Below are 18,355 nucleotides of genomic sequence, written 5' to 3' on the forward strand. Positions count from 1 at the left end.
ATTCGAAGGGCTAAGGTAGGGAGAATGAAAGAGTAGAGAAGGGTAAATTTGCTAAATTGATTTCGCTAAATATCCAGAGATACCAATGAAATTTCAGCAAAGGTATTCTTGCGGAATGCTCATAAAATACAATTTTTCAGTCCATGCTTCAGTCTGTGAAGACAAAACATGGTTTGTACTTTTCGCATAAAAAACTGCCGTGCTATTAAGCTTTCCGTCTCTTATTCTTTGCGATATTTCTTGATGGCGGCTTCAATCATCTCTTTTCTGTTGTCAGGATCCGGATGGGTGGATGTAAATTCTGGCCTGCTCTGACCACCAGAAGCCATTTTGAGAATCTCCATGACGTCGATTAGTTTTTCGGGATTAAAGCCCGCATCCATCATAAATCGCACTCCAAGATCATCCGATTGTAATTCCTGTTCTCTACCGTATTTAAGGCCAATCAATGCTGCAATTTGCTGTGCCATTTGAGCGGAATTAGGATCTCCCATGGCCACGCCCGCAGCTCCTGCCAGACCCCGTAGAAGCTGATCTTTTTCCATTCTCTCGCCGGAATGTCTCCCTACAACGTGACCGATTTCGTGTCCAAGAATGCCTGCCAATTGCTCCACATCCGTCAAACGATCAAACAGGGCTCTGGTAATAAATATCTGCCCTCCGGGCAGTGCAAATGCATTGACCACATTGCGGTCTGCCAGTAAGTGGAAATCGTACTGATAAGGAGTTTTAGATGCGATGCTGGCTTGCACCAGCCGCTGACCAATTTCTTTGACCAGTTGCTGGGCGCGTTGGTCTGCATCATAACCCCCATATTCCTGCACCATCATGGGTTTGGATTGCAAGCCAATGGCGACTTCCTGCTCGGGGCTTATGCTCACATTTTGGCGGATACCCAGGTATTCATTGTATGTGCTGGTAGAACAATATCTAAACAAAGTGACTGCAGCGATGATGAGACCTACAATCAGGGTCCCTCCGGTACGGCCCCGGTTGCCTAAAATTCCAAGGGGTATTTGTGATTTTAACTTATTCATAATTTGGATGGCTTGAAGAATAAACAACAAAGTAAATAAATAAATCGTTCCTAACAGCCCTTTGAAGGACATGCCAAAGGATTCACCCGGGCCAACGAGCCGGTAAGAAGGGTGAAAATAAATCCATATTAAAAGTATTGTAAATTCTTAATATGCGTATATATTTATTTAACAATATTTAATATATATTTAATTTTTAATATGTATAAAATAGATCAAATGAATTATATTAGCGTTTTGTTTAATACATAAATCGTTATTAATATGGGAATTAAATTTAGTATTGGCAAACTCCTTCGACTGTCTCTGTCCATTGTCTTCACCATTGGATTAAATTCCTGCGTGAGTTCCCATTCAATGGGACATCCATACCAGGACAGCAGCCGCATCCAAAAGAAAGTTTCATCCAGGCCACAACAGAACACCACGGATGCAGGCCTGAAACCCAAAAAATCATCCAATACGCAAAAGCAGAAAAATAAATCCCATCAAAAAACTTCCGCAAAAATTGCCAAAAAACCGGAACAAAAGCAACAGCGAATCCTTGTAGCGGATACCAGGTTGGATTCTGTTTTATCCCCGCCGGTACAAACCATCCGTGAAAAAATCATCCGCGAAGCAAGAAGTCTTTTGGGTACTCGATACAAACCAGCTGGCAAGACCCCGGCTGGATTTGACTGCAGTGGCTTTGTCATACACGTTCTCAGCAGGTTTGACTTTCAGATGGCCGCGTGCAGTGCTGATCAAAGCAAATGCGGTCGGAAAATTTTGGCGGCTGAAGCAAAACCAGGAGATCTGATTTTCTTTGGGTCCAAAGACAGAATCCACCACGTCGGTATATTGACCGAAATAGATGATCGGAAAATGATGATGATTCACAGTTCATCCTCCAAAGGAGTCATCGAGGAAGACATCCTAAAGTCAGATTATTGGCTCAAGAGAATCAAGATGATCAGGGATTTGGATAGTTTCACCCGACAGAAAGGTATCACCATGAACTAAAAAATTGGTAATTTTGCGGTTTTCCAATCAAAAGGGGATGATTCGGAAAAATTGGACGATCCTGTTATGTAGTTCCCCAACGATCTCTTATGATTCATTTAATATTGTTTGGTCCACCTGGATCAGGAAAGGGTACCCAGGCTGAAAAACTCATTAAAAAATACAATCTGTTTCACATTTCTACCGGTGATTTGTTTAGAGCCGAAACAAGTCAGAAAACACCACTTGGTCTGAAAGCTTTGGAATACATGAACCAGGGTATTCTCGTACCCGATGAGATTACCATTGGCATGCTTAAGAACAAACTTCGCGAATTGGACCATGTTTCCGGTATTATTTATGATGGATTTCCCCGGACCATTGCACAAGCCATTGCATTGGACAACATGCTCAATGAAAATGAGGAAGAAATTAAAATTTTATTGGCTCTTGAGGTGCCGGATGAAGAAATTGTCCGCAGGATTATCAAGCGCGGAGTCACATCCGGAAGACCGGATGACAGCGATGAGTCGATCATCCGAAAAAGAATGGAAGAGTATCGTCAAAAGACTTCTGAAGTTTTTGATTTCTACGACCAGAAAAACAAATCCAGAAACATTGATGGAATGGGCACGGTCGATGAAATATTCAAAAGAATATGCACTGAGTTGGATCCTTTGATCTAAGTAAGTAGATGCTTCTAAATCTTCATCCTTTCATAACTTGGCTGAACAAAATTTTGTAGATTACGTCAAAATCTGTTTCCGATCAGGACACGGAGGGCCCGGTTTTGTGCATTTTTTCAGAAGCAAGCACAATCCCAAAGGTGGACCAGATGGCGGAAACGGCGGAAGAGGAGGACACATCATCCTGCGCGGCAATAGCCAGTTGTGGACCCTGCTGCATTTGAAATTTAGAAAACACATTTACGCCGAAAATGGTGTCGCCGGAGGTGAAAACAATTGCACCGGAGCTGATGGGAAAGATATCATCCTGGATGTTCCTCTTGGAACGGTAGCCGTACATCCTGAGACCGGAGAAAAGCTACTTGAAATTACCCAGCACGATCAATCCGAGATTTTATTGGCAGGTGGACGCGGTGGAAAAGGAAATGCCTTTTTTACTTCCAGCACGAACCAATCACCGGATTATGCACAACCCGGAGAAGCCGGAATTGAAGAATGGCTCATTCTAGAACTCAAAATCCTGGCTGATGTTGGACTTGTAGGTTATCCAAATGCCGGAAAATCCACCTTGCTTTCGGTTCTTTCTGCTGCGAAACCCAAGATAGCCGATTATGCCTTTACCACCCTGGTGCCCAATCTCGGGATAGTGTCTTACAGGGATTCGAAGTCCTTTGTGATGGCGGATATTCCGGGAATAATCGAAGGTGCCCATGCTGGAAAGGGCATTGGAACCAGATTTTTAAGACATATTGAACGAAATTCTGTGTTGTTGTTTATGATCCCCTGCGACAGCGCTGATATCCGCAAAGAATACCAGGTGCTCTCCAATGAATTGCATCAATTTAATCCTGAATTGTCTGACAAGCCCCGCTTGCTGGCCATTACAAAAACGGACATTGCTGAACCCGAATGGAAAGATCTGATTAAAAATGAATTGCCTTCCGGCATTCCGTATGTATTTATTTCCTCTGTAGCACAACAGGGACTTGAAGAACTCAAAGACAAGATCTGGCAGCTCCTGGAGCATCCGCTGCAATAAATCAGCACTCAAAATCTGTAAGTTCCATTCAACTTCCATTTCCAACGATAGGTTCTGCCTGAAGGTCTTGAATGGATTGTCACTCGATGCCAGCTTTTGCTGAAACCACTCTTGAATATAAAATATCTTTGCATCATGGATCCCAAGGAAAAATTAATAAAAGACCTCCTTCATCAACACTACGTGATGTTAAAGCCATCCGCGGTAGCGGGTGTGGGCGTATTTGCCATTCGCGACATTCCAAGCGGATGCAGAGATATTTTTTCAATAGATCCGGGCGATTGGATTTGCCTGGATAAAAAGGAAGTGGAAGCCCTGCCAAATCACAGCAGGCTTTTGGTTGAAAACTATTGTCTCTTTGACAAACAACAATATTATGTACCCGCACATGGATTTAAGACCATGGATCTTTCGCTTTACCTCAATCATTCGGATCAACCCAACTTGAAATCGGTGGATGAGGGGGCCTTTTTTGAAACCATCAGAGACATTCGAGAAGGAGAAGAATTGTTTTTAGACTATGGGGAGATTTGTGAATATGACTCGTCAAATTGAAATGATTGGATCTAAGTGATGGATTGAACGGGTTCGTTACTGGTTCTACATGAATAGTATTCACCCATTGACCTTGATCGCGAACTTTTGCACAAGATTTTATAAACACAAATCCAATTTCATAAAAAAAGCTCCAGCTACAATTCCCATCCATTGCTACTTGTAGCGATCATTCAATCCAAAACCATTCTTGATCATTGGTATTATTTTGTCCAGACGTTTAAGTTTGGTCGCTTCCTGCTTGGCTTCTTCAATATGCAGAATGTATTCTTTTTGTTTACCGGGAGACAGTTTTTGGAAAGCCTCTTTGAGTGTATGGTCTTTGGAGAATGCATCTGAAACAAGATCCGGAACGGGCAATGCTTTGAATTTCTCCGGTTTAATTTTAAGACCCTTCCTTTCGATTTCAATGGCTTCCAGAATGTATTCCATGATCTTACTTTGGTCCATTTCAGATATTGAGCCAAAGCGCCATTGACGCTGAGATTTTGTCTTACCTTCCTGGGCATTTACAAGCACCATGTATGGATCTTTTAGAAAGACGCCATTGTAAAACCATATGGAAAAAAAGTTTTTAAATCCTGAATAACTGACGACATTCTTTGTATGATAGGTATAGACTGGAGCACCCCATTTGATGGTTTTCTCCAAACCGGTTTTTTCAAGGATTGCAGCCATTAGCGATTCTTCTTTTTTCCACTTATTTTTAGAATTCATTTATAGAAATGTTTAATGTTTCATAATAAATAATTTTCCACAATATCCGGATTTACTTCATACACCAATACAAGAGAATAGGATTAAAGAAAAGGCGACTTAATATTCATTTTTGTATTTCACTCCATTTATTTTCAAATGCACAAAGTTGCTCATTTAACATTTGTGCTTTGCAATTTCATTCTCGCCTTTAAAACAAGTACGATTGATCATTTATTTTTTTGTGATTCTCACCTTGCAGGATAAGCATCATTATCCATTTTTTCCAAATCATTATTTTACAACTTTTACGTCTTTCGCAACAAGTTTCCATTATCACCTGTCAATTCTCAATTGTCAATTATCAATTCTCTATTGTCAATTCTCTATTGTCAATTCTCTATTGTCAATTATCAATTGTCAATTATCAATTATCAATTATCAATTATCAATTACAAATTGTTCGATTTGCTTGTTTTGATGATACTAACCAATAACTTCAACAACTCTCTAATCTTCAAATTGAAACTACCAAATTGAACTTCGTCGATCATCTTTGTTTTTACAAGAATTTCCAACCAATATTCCGTTTCATTGGCCTCTTTCAACGCAATGGAAAGTTTGTGAATAAAATCCTTGATGCTTTCCGCCTGCTCTGCCTCACGAATCAAAGCACCAATCGCAGTTCCAGAGCGCATTAATTGTTTAGAGAGTACATACTCTTTCTTCCCTTGAAGTTCATTGCACAAATATACAATTTCAATAGCAAAAATCAGACTCTTTTCCTTAATAATATTTGGTCCTTTCATACTCTCAAGTCAATTCCCAATTCTCAATTATCAATTGTCAATTCTCAATTTTCCATTGTCAATTCCCAATTCTCAATTCTCAATTATCAATTGTCAATTCTCAATTATCAATTGTCAATTCAAACATCATAATTAATCTCCAACTCCTCCGTAATCGGGTGAGCCTGGCAAGTCAGGATATAACCCGCAGCAATCTCTTCTTCTTCCAATCCCAATGCCACATCCATTCGCACCTTTCCTTGAATGACTTTTGCAATGCAGGTAGCACATGCTCCGGAAGAACATGAATAAGGAGGATTCAGCCCTTGTCGGATCAACCCATCCAAAATTTTTTCACCCGGATTGAGAATCAGCTGGTGGTTTTTCTTTTCGAGTTGGACTTTAAGATCGCAGAGGGTAAGGACTTCCAGTCCGGTATTTGAATTGGAGTCAGTTTCGGGTAAACTAAAATATTCTTTGTGCACCAGAGAGGCCTCGATCCCCATTTCAATGAGATGTTTTTCAAGATCCTGAATAAATGCACCGGGTCCACATAAATAATAACTGCAATCCTTTATTTCAGCGGGATGCCTTTTCAAAAATTCTGCAATCATTTTACCATCGATTCGACCCTTTAGTCCGGACCAATCGGATCTGGATGTCCAAAGAAATCCTTTCTGGTGCTTACTCAAGGCATATTCAATCATCAACTGGCCTTCGTATTTCTGAGCAAGCGCATCAATCTTTGATTTGAATATAATATCTGATTCTCTCCGATTGCCATACAACAAATGAATCTTGGATTTAGGTTCGTGTTCCAACAAGACTTTGATCATGGAAAATACCGGAGTAATACCACTACCTGCCGCAAAAAAATAATAAACTCTTCTCCGTCCTGGATCTGCGTCAATCATAAATCGACCATGGGGACCGGAGACCATAATTTCATCACCTACTTTTGCCTGATCTACGATCCATTTAGAAATCATTCCCTTGGGTACTTTTTTAACCGTGATGCTCACCGTCTTTTGGCCAGGCATCCCTGAATAGGAATAACATCGCAGGTATTCTTGTCTTTGGTACCTCATTTTGAGGGTGAGGTACTGCCCTGCCTTAAATTGTGACAATGGGTGCCCCGCCCCTGTCTCAAATTCAAGACTCACTGCATCCTCCGTCTCTGAATGCCTGGCTTTTATAACGACCGGGTAGAATTCCATTGTGATTAGATCTTTGCTCGCTCAAAACAACGCAAATCGGTCATTTAGGTTTATGAGGCTCATGGATTATAAACTACCCCACTACCAAAGGAATATTTTCTTCGTTTCTTTTGGCTTATAAACCTCCGCCTTGATGCCGTAAAATATAAGATCCTTGGAGTCTAAGTTCCAAACATAGGATTTAAACAAGTCTTTGTTTCGCGCAATTTTGGGAATCATAGACCAGTATTGAATGGTTTTAATGGTATGATCTTTGAATAATTCAGGATCTTGATTTGCAATATGCCATCTATACACTTTTGATCCAGTCACCATATGAGCAACCAAACCAAATTTAATGCTATCCAATTGATTTTTTGAACCCACCGTAGCTGATAGTTTAATCCATTTATAGTCGGCATTGTTCAAATAGGCATTGGGGATTAAGCTGCCTCTTTGACCAAATGACTCAGAACGTCACCAACAGGTCCAGCTTGCAATTACATAAAAATTAATCACTGAAAATGATAATACACTTAGTCTCCATTCCCGGTGATATTTATAGACAAACCAATGACCTGCTATCATTAACAGTGCCATAGAGGTATAAACAAATAATCCTTTTCTAAAACTAAAAGTTACTTCCAGTAAATAAGGATTAAATTGATCCAATTTTTCCCCCGGATTGTCCCGATAGGAATAATAGAAAAATGGTCCTGTAACGATATTCCAATAAATCAGTTGAATTCCGATGATGGTCAATCCTGATAAAAACGATATCAATAATTTCAATTGGTTATTCCATAACAAGTACAAGCTGTGCGGTTCCTTCTGGTGTGCATTTACGATATAAAAAAAGGAATGAATGCACAAAATATTTCAGAAACCCTGCAAATGGTAATCCGTGCAGTTAGAAAAAGAAGGACCACTAAAAATAAAAATCCAGAACATCCAAAAAAAACTCAATCTGTAAGCATTCAGTACCAATTTATTTCCCCTCCACATAAAGCGCATCAGACGGATCGGGTAAAGGCAATTTAATTTCATCGTAAAATGTTGCCAAACTTAGATAAAACCATGGCGCTACGATTAACATTCCCAAACCTAAGGTAAACAAGGAGAGAATGGTCAGGAACATGAAAAAAATGCAAATTTTAAACAATCTCCATTTGTGACCCATCATTATGGTCCTGCTTTTTGACATTGCCTCAAAAATATTGATGTTCTGATCTTCTGCCAATATAAAAAACATCATCGAACAAGAAAGTGCGATCACAATCCCAGGAATAATGAGCAAAAGCAGAAACAATAAAACCATTATTCCATACACCAAATAAGCAGCAAATGATCTGAAAAATCGATTAAATCCAGAAAAAATCATTCGCCATGAATATTCTAAGCCTCGAACTATGGCCAATGATGTGGCTGAAATTCCAATTGTCATGGCGCCACCAAAGATCAAATCAAACAGAAAATCAAAATGAAAATTCAATTTTAATTCTTCAAACCGAGGAGAAAAGTATTCATTGAACGTAAAATAAAAACTAAAAAACTGGTAGAATAGAGGAATCAGAAAAACTGGAATTATTGATGTCCAATCTTTTTTGAAAATCAACCAGGCGGACTCTGTGACACTGGAGATACCAGGATTTTGATGACTTCTATTGGTAAGATCCATAAAGCAGGCAGAATTTAAAGAATGATGAATAAAATTACATTAAAATACAATTCAAAAACATGTAAGCCTCAATAACAAAGGAATAAAATTTACTATATATGATATAAGGGAAAGCGCTTACTGAGGTTTGTTTTGTTCAAGGTCAAAATTATCATCTTTCTGCAAAAGTCAAAAAATTATTTAAACTAAATCTAAAATAGGGTTTGTACCCTGTATTACCAAAAATAATTTATGAATAAGCATTTAACATAGATACCAAATAAAATCCATCTATTGAAAGGATGGCTATTGGACGGTTGCCACTGATTAAAATTCTATCCGCTGGGAAATCCAACCACCGGACTTAAAAAACTTTTGCTTCAGCTTAAAATATGATGTAATTTTCGGCAAGATATTCTTCATATAATAAAAATTCAAACAATGAAAAAGCTCATTCTGATCCATTTAGGGTTTCTGTCTATGCTAGCTGGCAATGCCCAAACGAGCTATTCCTCCGCCACCAGGCTGGCTAAAGCTTGTCAGGTATGGGGATACCTCAAATATTTTCATACGAATTTAAATACCTGCAGCATGGATTGGGATAGCGTCATGTTAGCTCATATAGACCCAATAAAAAACGCAGTGGACGATGAGGCTTTTAATAGAGCATTGGAATCGCTGATCGATGCTGCTGGCGAAATGCCTGTTCCAACTACCCCATCCGATGAACCGGAACCTCAACTTTTAAATAATTTACAATTTTTTTGGAAAGACGATCTGGTATTTTCAGAAAGGGTCAAATCTTCCCTGGATACCGTAAGAGCAAGGTTTCGCTCAACACTCAATTGTTATGTCAAAGATAATTCAAACTACTCAATTCCCAATGAAGGTTGGCTCGCATTTACCAACGAGAATGTGCACATTCCTTCTCCGGAGTTTCCTTCTGAGGCTTATCGACTTCTGATTATGTTTCGCTATTGGAATATTATTAATTACTTTTTCGCATACCGGGATCTTATGGATGTCGATTGGTTTAACTCCCTTGAAAATTTTATTCCCGTAATGATCGGTGCAAAAAACCAGATTGAGTATTTGCATACCTTGCGATATTTTTCTGCCACCATCAATGATGCGCATGCTATATTCAGTAATTCAGATTATATCAAGCTCTATCTTGGCGGGAGCAGTTTTCCGCGATTTTGGATGACGCGAATCGGAGATCAATATGTTGTCAGTCGGGCATGGTTGCCGGGAAATGAATTACAACCGGGAGATATCATTCTATCGATCAATGGTCACACCATCGAAAAACTTGTGGATAGCCTTTCCGGATCACGACCTTTTTGTACTCCGGCTTCCTGGTATCGCGATCTTGTCATTAACATGTTGCGAGGTGCTCAAGGAAGTACGATGCTGATTGAGGCTGAAGGCCCCAATGGCAAATTTACCACTTCCATTCAACGCAATGTTTCAAATTTTGCACCAGAATATCTGATGAGCAATCAATATTCTAAATCTCAATTTGTAGATTGCGGATATGGTTATGTAAATATGCAAAAACTTTTGGATTTTGATTTTGATCTAATTTATGAGGTGATGAAAGATGCTCCGGCCATTATTTTTGACCTCCGCAATTATCCGAATGGGACTGCCTGGGCTATCATTGATAAACTCATGGAACGGATTGACACATCAGCCATCCTCAACCTCCCAAGCGTTTTATATCCCGGAACCTGGCAACCCACTCCCTACTATGAAGTGAATAGAACCATTGGAAATCCTGAACCATACAAAGGAAAGATCATCGTCCTATGCGATGAGAATACACAAAGTCAGGCAGAATATTCCATCATGAAATTGCAAACCTTCCCGAATTGTAAAGTCATCGGCACTCAGACTGCAGGGGCTGACGGCAATATCGCTACGGTGCACCTCCCCGATACCACCGATATGTCATTTACGGTCCTTGAGGTGTTGTATAAAGATGGTTCTCAAACACAGCGCAGGGGAGTCCGGATTGACACAGTGGTCGGACCCACCATTGAGGGATTGAGGAGAGGCGATGACGAAGCTTTGCTGGCCGCACAGGACTGCTTGACCCATCTTACAAAAATTAGCCCCGAATCAGATTGGAGCATTTACCCAAATCCTGCTACGGATATGGTTAATATCAAAAATGCTCCAGAAAATGTCCAAACAATGACCATCAAAAATATCACAGGCCAAACAGTAATGGAAGCCAGTAAGACCACTTCCATTCATCTGGGTCATTTGCCAACAGGTACTTACCAACTATCTCTTCGGACAAATAAAAGTGTATTCGTTGGACGAAAATTAGTCATACTGCGATAGGGTCAATCGATGCTCAATCGTTGGATCGATCCTGGTTCCCTTGATTTAATATGAAATAAAAAATCAAACCCAAAATTGTAAAATCAGAAAAGGACTTTAAATTATTTTTGCAATACACTGAATCCAAAAAAGTCAAAAAGGAAGGTATCTTTGTCGGATAGATAAAACACGAATAAATTTTATTTATGAACTAAAATGAAACACAGTGCTATTGCTTGGCAAGCTACTTTGCTTTTATATTTTCTTAAAATAAATTGATTATTTCATTCCGATGATTGAAGCCTCAAGTCAAACCCTGTCCATCGTCATACCTGTATATAACGAAGAAAAAACCATCCATCTGATTCTTGATAAGATTCGCTCCGTTCAGTTGCGCAACCACATCGAAAAGGAAATCATATTGATCAATGATTGCTCGAAAGACCGCAGTGAAGAAGTTTTACAAACCTATATCCGAAATTATCCGGAAGTGCGTTTTATTTATCACAAACAAACCTTCAATCAAGGCAAAGGAGCTGCTTTGCACCAGGGAATTCGGATGGCTACTGGTGATTACATCATCATCCAAGACGCAGATTTGGAGTATGATCCATCGGAGTACAACGAACTTTTAGCACCGATACTGGATGGTTTTGCAGATGTGGTTTATGGTTCAAGATTCATAGGTGGTAAGCCACATCGCATTTTATTTTTCTGGCATTCGATTGGAAATTATATTCTGACATTCCTCTCCAATATGTTCACCAATCTCAATCTCACAGACATGGAGACTTGTTATAAGTTGTTCAGGGCCGATGTCATCAAATCGCTTCATCTCAAAGAAAAGAGATTTGGATTTGAGCCGGAAGTAACCGCAAAAATTTCCAGGGTCAAGGATGTAAGAATTTATGAAATTGGAATTTCTTACTATGGCAGAACCTATGCAGAAGGTAAAAAAATTAACTGGAAAGATGGGTTCAGGGCAATTTATTGCATTCTTAAATACAATCTATTCCCTCATTAATTGGGATAAGATATCGGCGGACAATTCAAACGTCCAAAATAATACATCAATCCCACTCCAAGACTTACATACATATCCCGATCGTGGCTGTCACCCCTTTGGAAGCCCCTTGTACCGATTTTCTGCTGATTGACATCCGGAATACTGGGATCTGCTAAAAATGCAGCGATGGCTCCTTTTTGACGGGCCAAAGCCAATACATCGGGATAAACAGTACTGACATCGTCCAGGTAATCGGTGAAAGCAAGTCTGGCGTTGAGATCCACCTGCACACTCCATCGATAATTCAGATCAAATTTCGCACCCAGACCAAAGGTCCAGGCACCAGAGATGGTTCCGTATTCTTGCCCGGTCACCTGTCCTTCCGTGCCGATCTCCCTCAACCGATAAGTGGTGCCATCCACCCTGCGCTTTGGACTGTATTGAAAAACGGCAAAGCCCATGGTCATATATGGAATCAAATGAAAACCCCTTTGGCCATGGATGTATTCAAAAAAATGAAGACCGAGCACCGGGTTAATTTCAAATACATCGGTGTGAAAGGCGAGGTTGCGGCGCTGATCAAAGAAGTTGTCTGATTTGGCGTCACTGCCTCTGAGTCTTACATAGTTGAGTTGTGTCTGGATGTACAATCGACTGTTAAAATTATACCTCGCTGTTGCTCCAAAGGCAAGTCCAGGCTCGTTGATGCGGTAGAGATTGTTGATATCCCCAAAATAATGAGAGGCGCCCAGCCAGGCTCCAAGTTCAGCGCCTTTTTGGGCATTTGCATCCACAAAACTCAGCAGTATACTGCTCAAAACACCAACAATCAGCTGAAAAGATCTCATAAACAGGACAATTAACGGCAGATTCCGGCCAATTGTTGCAATAAAACCATTCTAAACCCTTCATGGAGTGCCCATGCAACTTTGGTTGTAGATCATCCCCGAAATCCTTTGTTTGAAATCAAAGAAAAAAAAGAATTTAACCTGCTGATGGTGGTTTATCCTGAGGAGGTCTGTTTCTCTTTTTAAAGCGATTTTTTCTGTTTTGATTTTGGCCCGGAGGCTGAGCGGACCCTCCTTCCCGAGGCCCTCCCCCTTGAGGAGATGGGGGTTTTGGACCCGTATTGACATTGCCAGGTGGATTCTGGGCCTTGGGTGTTGAGCCCGGAGATCCCTGAAATCCTTCCCCACTTTTCTTTTTCTTCTTTTTCTTTTTCCTCTTTTCTACCGGCAACTCGATCTCTCCGGTGACATCTACAAACTGATCTTCGGGTTTGACCACTGTGTTGTTGTCTTCTGCTGCAATGATGTCATCCGGATATTCGCCCCGGTCATTCATGGCTTTGATCCGGCGCACTTCATCGGGTTCGAGGGGCATGACCATAGAGCGGCCTTTTTTTGGTTCGTACAAGTAGTACACCACTCCTTTGAAAATATCTATTTTAACCAAACTTGCGACTCCATTTTTTGCTTTGAGGCGTTCCACATCGGAAGGGTATTTCTCCAATTCTTCGATGTACAAATCGAGCTCGTAGTTGAGACAACATTTAAGGCGTCCGCATTGACCAGATAGTTTGGATTGGTTGATGGCGATGTTTTGATACCGAGCAGCAGTGGTATTGACTGATTTAAAATCGGTCAGCCAGGTAGAACAACAAAGTTCCCTTCCACAGGAGCCAATACCTCCGATACGGGCTGATTCTTGTCTGGATCCGATCTGCCGCATTTCCACTTTAACCCTAAACTCCTTGACATATTGCTTGACCAGCTCTCGAAAATCAATCCACCCATCAGCCGTATAAAAGAATGTGGCTTTTCTGAGATCGGCCTGATACTCGACGTCACCCAGTTTCATGTCCAGGCCTAAATTTCTGGAGATCACCCTGGCTTTTACCAGAGCAGCCTTCTCCATGGATCTCGCCTCCTGCATACGCTCAATGTCCCGGGGATTGGCTTTTCGCAAGATGTCGAATGATATCCGGTCCTGCTTAAAATTCTTCTTTTTCATCTGGAGCTTGACCAGATCGCCCATAAGGCTTATTCTTCCAACATCATAACCCCCGCTTCCGGTGTCCACCACCACGAGATCACCGGTGGTAAAATAGTGTTTGCCCCCAGTCTTATAAAAAGTCTTCCTGGCACCATTCTTAAAACTGACTTCCGCCAAATCAGAACCCGTCGGATCTTCGATGTCGAGCGCTGTTAGCCAGTCATACGTATTTAATTTATTGCAACCTCCCGAAGCGCAGTGTCCCTTATCTCCACAACCTGCCGGCGAACCATTTTTGCCGGTACTACATCCTGAACATCCCATATTTTGTACTCCTCCTGCTTATTTTTCTCTAATGATTCCTGACAACTTTATCAGTAAATCGTGCAGCAAGATACGAATATTTGCATTTCTTTGGATTGCATAAGCGCAATCATTGATTATGTCATTGATTTTCTGCATTTTATATAAATTTAACGACTGGCTCAATTTGTTGGCGTATTGCTGGATGGGATGGGTATTTTTCAGCTCTACCTTATCATTTGGTTGGTTTCTAAGACTAAGACTCAGGACCATCTGAACAAAATAAAAATAAGCCCTTTGCTGGTCTCTGTTCATGCCTGCAATTCCTTCTATCCAATTGAAAAATTCCAAGGGATCTTTTTTAAAAGCTGTTTGAAACATGCTTTGAAGAATTCGCAGGGATTCAGATCTTCCCTCCGCAGACATTTCCCGGGCGTAGGCCAGATTGCCTTCCACAGAAAGCGCAATGCCAAAAGCCTCCTCGGAACCAATACCTGTTTTTTGAACAAGTGCTTCAGCAAGCGCTTCTTCATTTACGGGCAAAAGACTAAAGCGCTGGGCGCGGGAAATAACAGTTGGCAGCAAGGCATGAATGTCTTCCGTCACCAGAATGATGTATGCATGTCCGGGAGGTTCCTCCAAGAGTTTGAGAAGTATATTGGATTCTTTGCCCAAAAATTCCGGCAACCAAAGGACCAATACATTTTTATCAGCTTCAAAAGGTTTTAAATACAATCGGTCAATGATGGATCTTGCCTCTTTTGCAGTGATGTTGGCTTGCTTGTTTTCTTTATCGGATGCCGCGAGCCAGTTTTGTACATTCATCCAAGGATTCTCCTTTACCGCTTTTTTGAAACTGTTATAGTGGTCCACAGCCAACTCCCCTGCACCAAAAAGCGGAAAACTAAAATGAAGATCAGGATGGTTGAGTTCGCCAACCTTGTAACAACCCAAGCAGCTTCCGCAAGCTAAGGGACCATTTTTGCAAAACAGATTTTGTGCAATGGTCAAGGCCGCCATTAAGGAAGCTGATCCCGAGCGACCACTGATCAAGGAGCAATGCGGAAACTTGCCGGCAGAAAGAGCGTTCTCTATGGCATTCAATGCTTTTGCCTGAGCGACCACTTCGCCCCTCCACATAAAGCTTGAGATCTCTTCAATATTTTGGACTTGTTCTTCCGCGAATAACATCCGTCATTTTTTGAATGAAAATTAAAAGCCGGGTTGCAGTTATTGGGTAATTGCTATGACAAATATCATGCGCTTATCCAGCGTATCAACCAATATGGGAAAATCCCAAAACAGAGAGTTGCCGCAGAAATCAAAACCAAAACAGCCTGATAAGTCCAACCAATTTTCCAGGAAGCAGTAGACTCCTGATCATTGGTGAAAAACTGGTTGATCACTTTAAAATAATAATACATGGAAATCACAGCTAAGACCAATGCCACCACCACAAAAAATGGTGAGCCGGTGCCCGCTGCATGATAAAGCACAAACAACTTCGCCATAAATCCGGCAGTCAATGGTCCTCCACCCAACGACAACAAAGCAATGGTAAAGACCACGGCTAAAAAAGGATTTTGGAAAAACAATCCTTTGAATTCTGCAATATCATCCGAACCTTTTTTAGATTCCACAAAATAAATCGCGACAAAACTGACGATAGAAGCCAGGGCATACGCAACCAGATAGAATAAAATCATCCAGCTGTTTTCACTCTTCAAATGAAGAAAACCCACCAGAATAAATCCTGCCTGAACAACCCCTGAATATGCGAGTAAGCGCTTGACGCTTCTTTGTCCAAAAGCCATGACATTGCCGATGAGCATGCTCGTTATCGCGATCAATGCTATCAGCCAATAGAACCAATCGCCTGCATGCTGTACCTGGTATCTTAAAAACTGAAACAAAGCTCCAAATCCAGCAATTTTTACGATGGTGGCCATGATCGCAGTAATCAGAGTGGGTGAACCCTGGTACACATCCGGTGCCCAAAAGTGAAAGGGTGCCAATGAAACCTTGAAGGCAAGTCCCGCAAATATAACCATAATACCAATGGCGAAAATTTCAGGAGAAATGATTTTAAAATCCACCAGTTTAAACGTTCCTGTAGCGACATAATACAATCCAACCCCAAACAAAAAAATCGCGCTTGCAAAAGCTCCAAGAATAAAATACTTGAGAGAAGCTTCGTTGGATTGAATGATTCGCCGGTCAGAACCCGCAAGAATGTACATTGCAATGCTCAACATCTCAATGCCCAAAAATAAGATCATCAAATCTTCGTGTGAGACCATCATCATACCGCCAATGATTGCAAACAACAACAAGCCTGTCACATCACCCATCTCTCCGGCTCCCCTGGGTTGGTACCGGTTTAGAAAAGGAAGCAGCAAGAGTGTACACACCAAAAGCAAACCAACGAATACTCCGGGGATGGCTTGGGTGGCCATCATGCCTTTCATCCATTCCTGACCCATGGTATCATAAAAAAAATAAGATCCTCCGGCCGCGACCACACCCAAAGCAGCGATGGGAACAATCAGCTCTTTCCCTTTTCGAAGACCGAGGAATAAAACCAAAACTCCGGTGATGGTTAATATGATCATTGAAAGCATAGATATTCCTGCTTTATTTGTTAAGTAATGTATTGGCTGCCTGTAGGGTTAAATCCATCCAGGTAGCCGGAAAAAAACCAAAGCTGATAATCAGAATAACCGATACCAACAAGACGTAATCTTCAGAGAGTTCCAATTTATGCCATTTGTGCGCATGATCTGCATTCAATTCACCAAACATGGATTTCTGATAAAATCTCAGCATATAGATGGCGCCAAGGACAATGCTCAATCCAGCGAAGGCACCATACCAAATAGATTTCTCGGTCAAGCCCCACAGCATGTAAAATTCACCGACGAATCCACTGGTGAGTGGTAAACCCACAGAAGCAAGCACTATAATAAAAAAGTAAACGGACAATCTCGGATGAATTTTGGCCATACCGGCAGAGGCGTACAAATTGTTGTTGTCCGTCCTGCGCATGATTAAATCCACCACATAAAAAAGTGACACTGCGATGAGGCCATGGGTAAACATTTGAAAAATAGCACCCTGCAAGCCAACCACACTTCCCGTAAAAATCGCTGCAGCAATCATTCCGATGTGAGACAAGGAAGAATAAGCCAGTATTTTCGTCATAATGGATTGTCTCCACGCCACAATGGCTCCGTACAATATTCCTACAATGCAAAGTGGAATCAGAATATAGGCCAAGGAGCTCACTGCTTCCGATACCAATGGAAAAAACCGGACGAAACCAAACACTCCCATTTTGGACAACACTGCTGCAATAATCATAATCGCCGGCCGATCGCCCTCTGAATACAGATCTGCCTGCCAGGTATGAAATGGGAACAGCGGCGACTTAATCGCAAATGCAACGAACAGCGCGGCAAAAATCCAAATCTGGTGGGTAAGATCCACTCCCACGGATCCAATTGAATTCCATTGTGCGCCAACACCAGCGGCACCGGAAATGGAATAATAATAAACGATGGCCGCCAACATCAGGAAGCTTCCAAAAACGGTGTACATCAAAAATTTAAACACAGCCCTTCGTCTGTATTCACCACCATACATTAATACCATGAGATAAAATGGGATAAGGGCGAGTTCAAAAAACAAGTAAAAGCTGAGCGGATTTTGTGCGGCAAAAAATCCGATTAAGGCTGCCTGACCCCAGGAAATCAATGCATAATATACTGCAGATTTTTGCTCTGAAGATGACATAGCCGCCAGTATTCCGACCGGAACAACCAGAAATACCAATAACAACAAAAGTATATTCTGAACATCCAATGCAAGGCTAAAATTTATTTCCAAGCCTGGTATCCATTTGAATTCAAAAGGATACATTAATCCACCGCTGAGATCAAGGTCCGTCAGCAAAAAAAGATAGAAAAGCAATCCAATGACAGCAGAGGCCAATCCGATGTTAGAAGCCCATTTTCTTCCGGTTGCCAACTGAATTGCACCGGTGATGATGTAAAATAAAATCAGTATCAATATCGGACTCATCATAC

General features: G+C 41.2%; 18 protein-coding genes. 6 read left to right on the forward strand and 12 right to left on the reverse strand.

Going from position 1 to position 18,355, the window contains the following annotated elements:
* Positions 1-221: 221 nt before the first annotated feature.
* Complete coding sequence (locus IPM48_02965) at positions 222-1,037, reverse strand: M48 family metalloprotease (protein MBK9270534.1); 816 nt, start codon at positions 1,035-1,037, stop codon at positions 222-224.
* Positions 1,038-1,301: 264 nt separating this feature from the next.
* Between IPM48_02965 and IPM48_02970 the strand changes: the two genes are divergently transcribed.
* From IPM48_02970 to IPM48_02985, 4 genes are all read left to right on the forward strand, one after another.
* The gene (locus IPM48_02970) at positions 1,302-2,039 is read left to right on the forward strand and encodes a C40 family peptidase (protein MBK9270535.1); all 738 of its coding nucleotides are present in this window, start codon (positions 1,302-1,304) and stop codon (positions 2,037-2,039) included.
* An 89-nt stretch (positions 2,040-2,128) separates the two neighbouring features.
* Entirely contained in the window at positions 2,129-2,704 is a 576-nt protein-coding gene (locus IPM48_02975) for an adenylate kinase (protein ID MBK9270536.1), read from the forward strand.
* A 37-nt stretch (positions 2,705-2,741) separates the two neighbouring features.
* A complete protein-coding gene (gene obgE / locus IPM48_02980; protein MBK9270537.1) occupies positions 2,742-3,743 on the forward strand; it encodes a GTPase ObgE in 1,002 nt (333 codons plus the stop codon).
* A 135-nt stretch (positions 3,744-3,878) separates the two neighbouring features.
* On the forward strand, positions 3,879-4,298 hold the full coding sequence (locus IPM48_02985) for an SET domain-containing protein (protein ID MBK9270538.1): 420 nt from the start codon (positions 3,879-3,881) through the stop codon (positions 4,296-4,298).
* A 156-nt stretch (positions 4,299-4,454) separates the two neighbouring features.
* On the opposite strand, the gene IPM48_02990 is transcribed toward IPM48_02985, so the two are convergent.
* The 6 genes from IPM48_02990 to IPM48_03015 all read right to left on the reverse strand — a co-directional run bounded on the left by IPM48_02990 (position 4,455) and on the right by IPM48_03015 (position 8,656).
* Positions 4,455-5,015, reverse strand: a complete 561-nt coding sequence (locus IPM48_02990) for a YdeI/OmpD-associated family protein (GenBank protein MBK9270539.1) — start codon at positions 5,013-5,015, stop codon at positions 4,455-4,457.
* A 431-nt stretch (positions 5,016-5,446) separates the two neighbouring features.
* Positions 5,447-5,803 (reverse strand): four helix bundle protein, encoded by a 357-nt coding sequence (locus IPM48_02995; protein MBK9270540.1) that lies wholly within the window; start codon positions 5,801-5,803, stop codon positions 5,447-5,449.
* A gap of 119 nt (positions 5,804-5,922) precedes the next feature.
* Positions 5,923-6,999 (reverse strand): ferredoxin--NADP reductase, encoded by a 1,077-nt coding sequence (locus IPM48_03000; protein ID MBK9270541.1) that lies wholly within the window; start codon positions 6,997-6,999, stop codon positions 5,923-5,925.
* A gap of 81 nt (positions 7,000-7,080) precedes the next feature.
* Positions 7,081-7,407 carry a hypothetical protein gene (locus IPM48_03005; GenBank protein MBK9270542.1) on the reverse strand — a complete coding sequence of 109 codons (327 nt, stop codon included), beginning with the start codon at positions 7,405-7,407 and terminating at the stop codon, positions 7,081-7,083.
* A gap of 48 nt (positions 7,408-7,455) precedes the next feature.
* Entirely contained in the window at positions 7,456-7,761 is a 306-nt protein-coding gene (locus tag IPM48_03010) for a hypothetical protein (GenBank protein ID MBK9270543.1), read from the reverse strand.
* Positions 7,762-7,966: 205 nt separating this feature from the next.
* The gene (locus IPM48_03015) at positions 7,967-8,656 is read right to left on the reverse strand and encodes a DUF975 family protein (protein MBK9270544.1); all 690 of its coding nucleotides are present in this window, start codon (positions 8,654-8,656) and stop codon (positions 7,967-7,969) included.
* A 420-nt stretch (positions 8,657-9,076) separates the two neighbouring features.
* Between IPM48_03015 and IPM48_03020 the strand changes: the two genes are divergently transcribed.
* Entirely contained in the window at positions 9,077-10,987 is a 1,911-nt protein-coding gene (locus IPM48_03020) for a T9SS type A sorting domain-containing protein (GenBank protein MBK9270545.1), read from the forward strand.
* A 271-nt stretch (positions 10,988-11,258) separates the two neighbouring features.
* The gene (locus IPM48_03025; GenBank protein ID MBK9270546.1) at positions 11,259-11,990 is read left to right on the forward strand and encodes a glycosyltransferase family 2 protein; all 732 of its coding nucleotides are present in this window, start codon (positions 11,259-11,261) and stop codon (positions 11,988-11,990) included.
* Here the strand turns inward: IPM48_03025 and IPM48_03030 are convergent.
* From IPM48_03030 to IPM48_03050, 5 genes are all read right to left on the reverse strand, one after another.
* On the reverse strand, positions 11,987-12,820 hold the full coding sequence (locus tag IPM48_03030) for an outer membrane beta-barrel protein (protein ID MBK9270547.1): 834 nt from the start codon (positions 12,818-12,820) through the stop codon (positions 11,987-11,989). The two genes, IPM48_03025 and IPM48_03030, sit on opposite strands and share 4 nt — an antisense overlap.
* Positions 12,821-12,956: 136 nt before the next feature.
* Positions 12,957-14,291 carry a hypothetical protein gene (locus IPM48_03035; protein ID MBK9270548.1) on the reverse strand — a complete coding sequence of 445 codons (1,335 nt, stop codon included), beginning with the start codon at positions 14,289-14,291 and terminating at the stop codon, positions 12,957-12,959.
* A gap of 18 nt (positions 14,292-14,309) precedes the next feature.
* The gene (locus IPM48_03040) at positions 14,310-15,461 is read right to left on the reverse strand and encodes a hypothetical protein (protein ID MBK9270549.1); all 1,152 of its coding nucleotides are present in this window, start codon (positions 15,459-15,461) and stop codon (positions 14,310-14,312) included.
* A gap of 65 nt (positions 15,462-15,526) precedes the next feature.
* Complete coding sequence (locus tag IPM48_03045) at positions 15,527-16,891, reverse strand: NADH-quinone oxidoreductase subunit N (protein ID MBK9270550.1); 1,365 nt, start codon at positions 16,889-16,891, stop codon at positions 15,527-15,529.
* 13 nt (positions 16,892-16,904) lie between these two features.
* Positions 16,905-18,353 (reverse strand): NADH-quinone oxidoreductase subunit M, encoded by a 1,449-nt coding sequence (locus IPM48_03050; GenBank protein ID MBK9270551.1) that lies wholly within the window; start codon positions 18,351-18,353, stop codon positions 16,905-16,907.
* Positions 18,354-18,355 lie beyond the last annotated feature (2 nt).

It is taken from the genome of Saprospiraceae bacterium (assembly GCA_016715965.1).
In the GTDB taxonomy this organism is placed as follows: Bacteria; Bacteroidota; Bacteroidia; order Chitinophagales; family Saprospiraceae; genus Vicinibacter.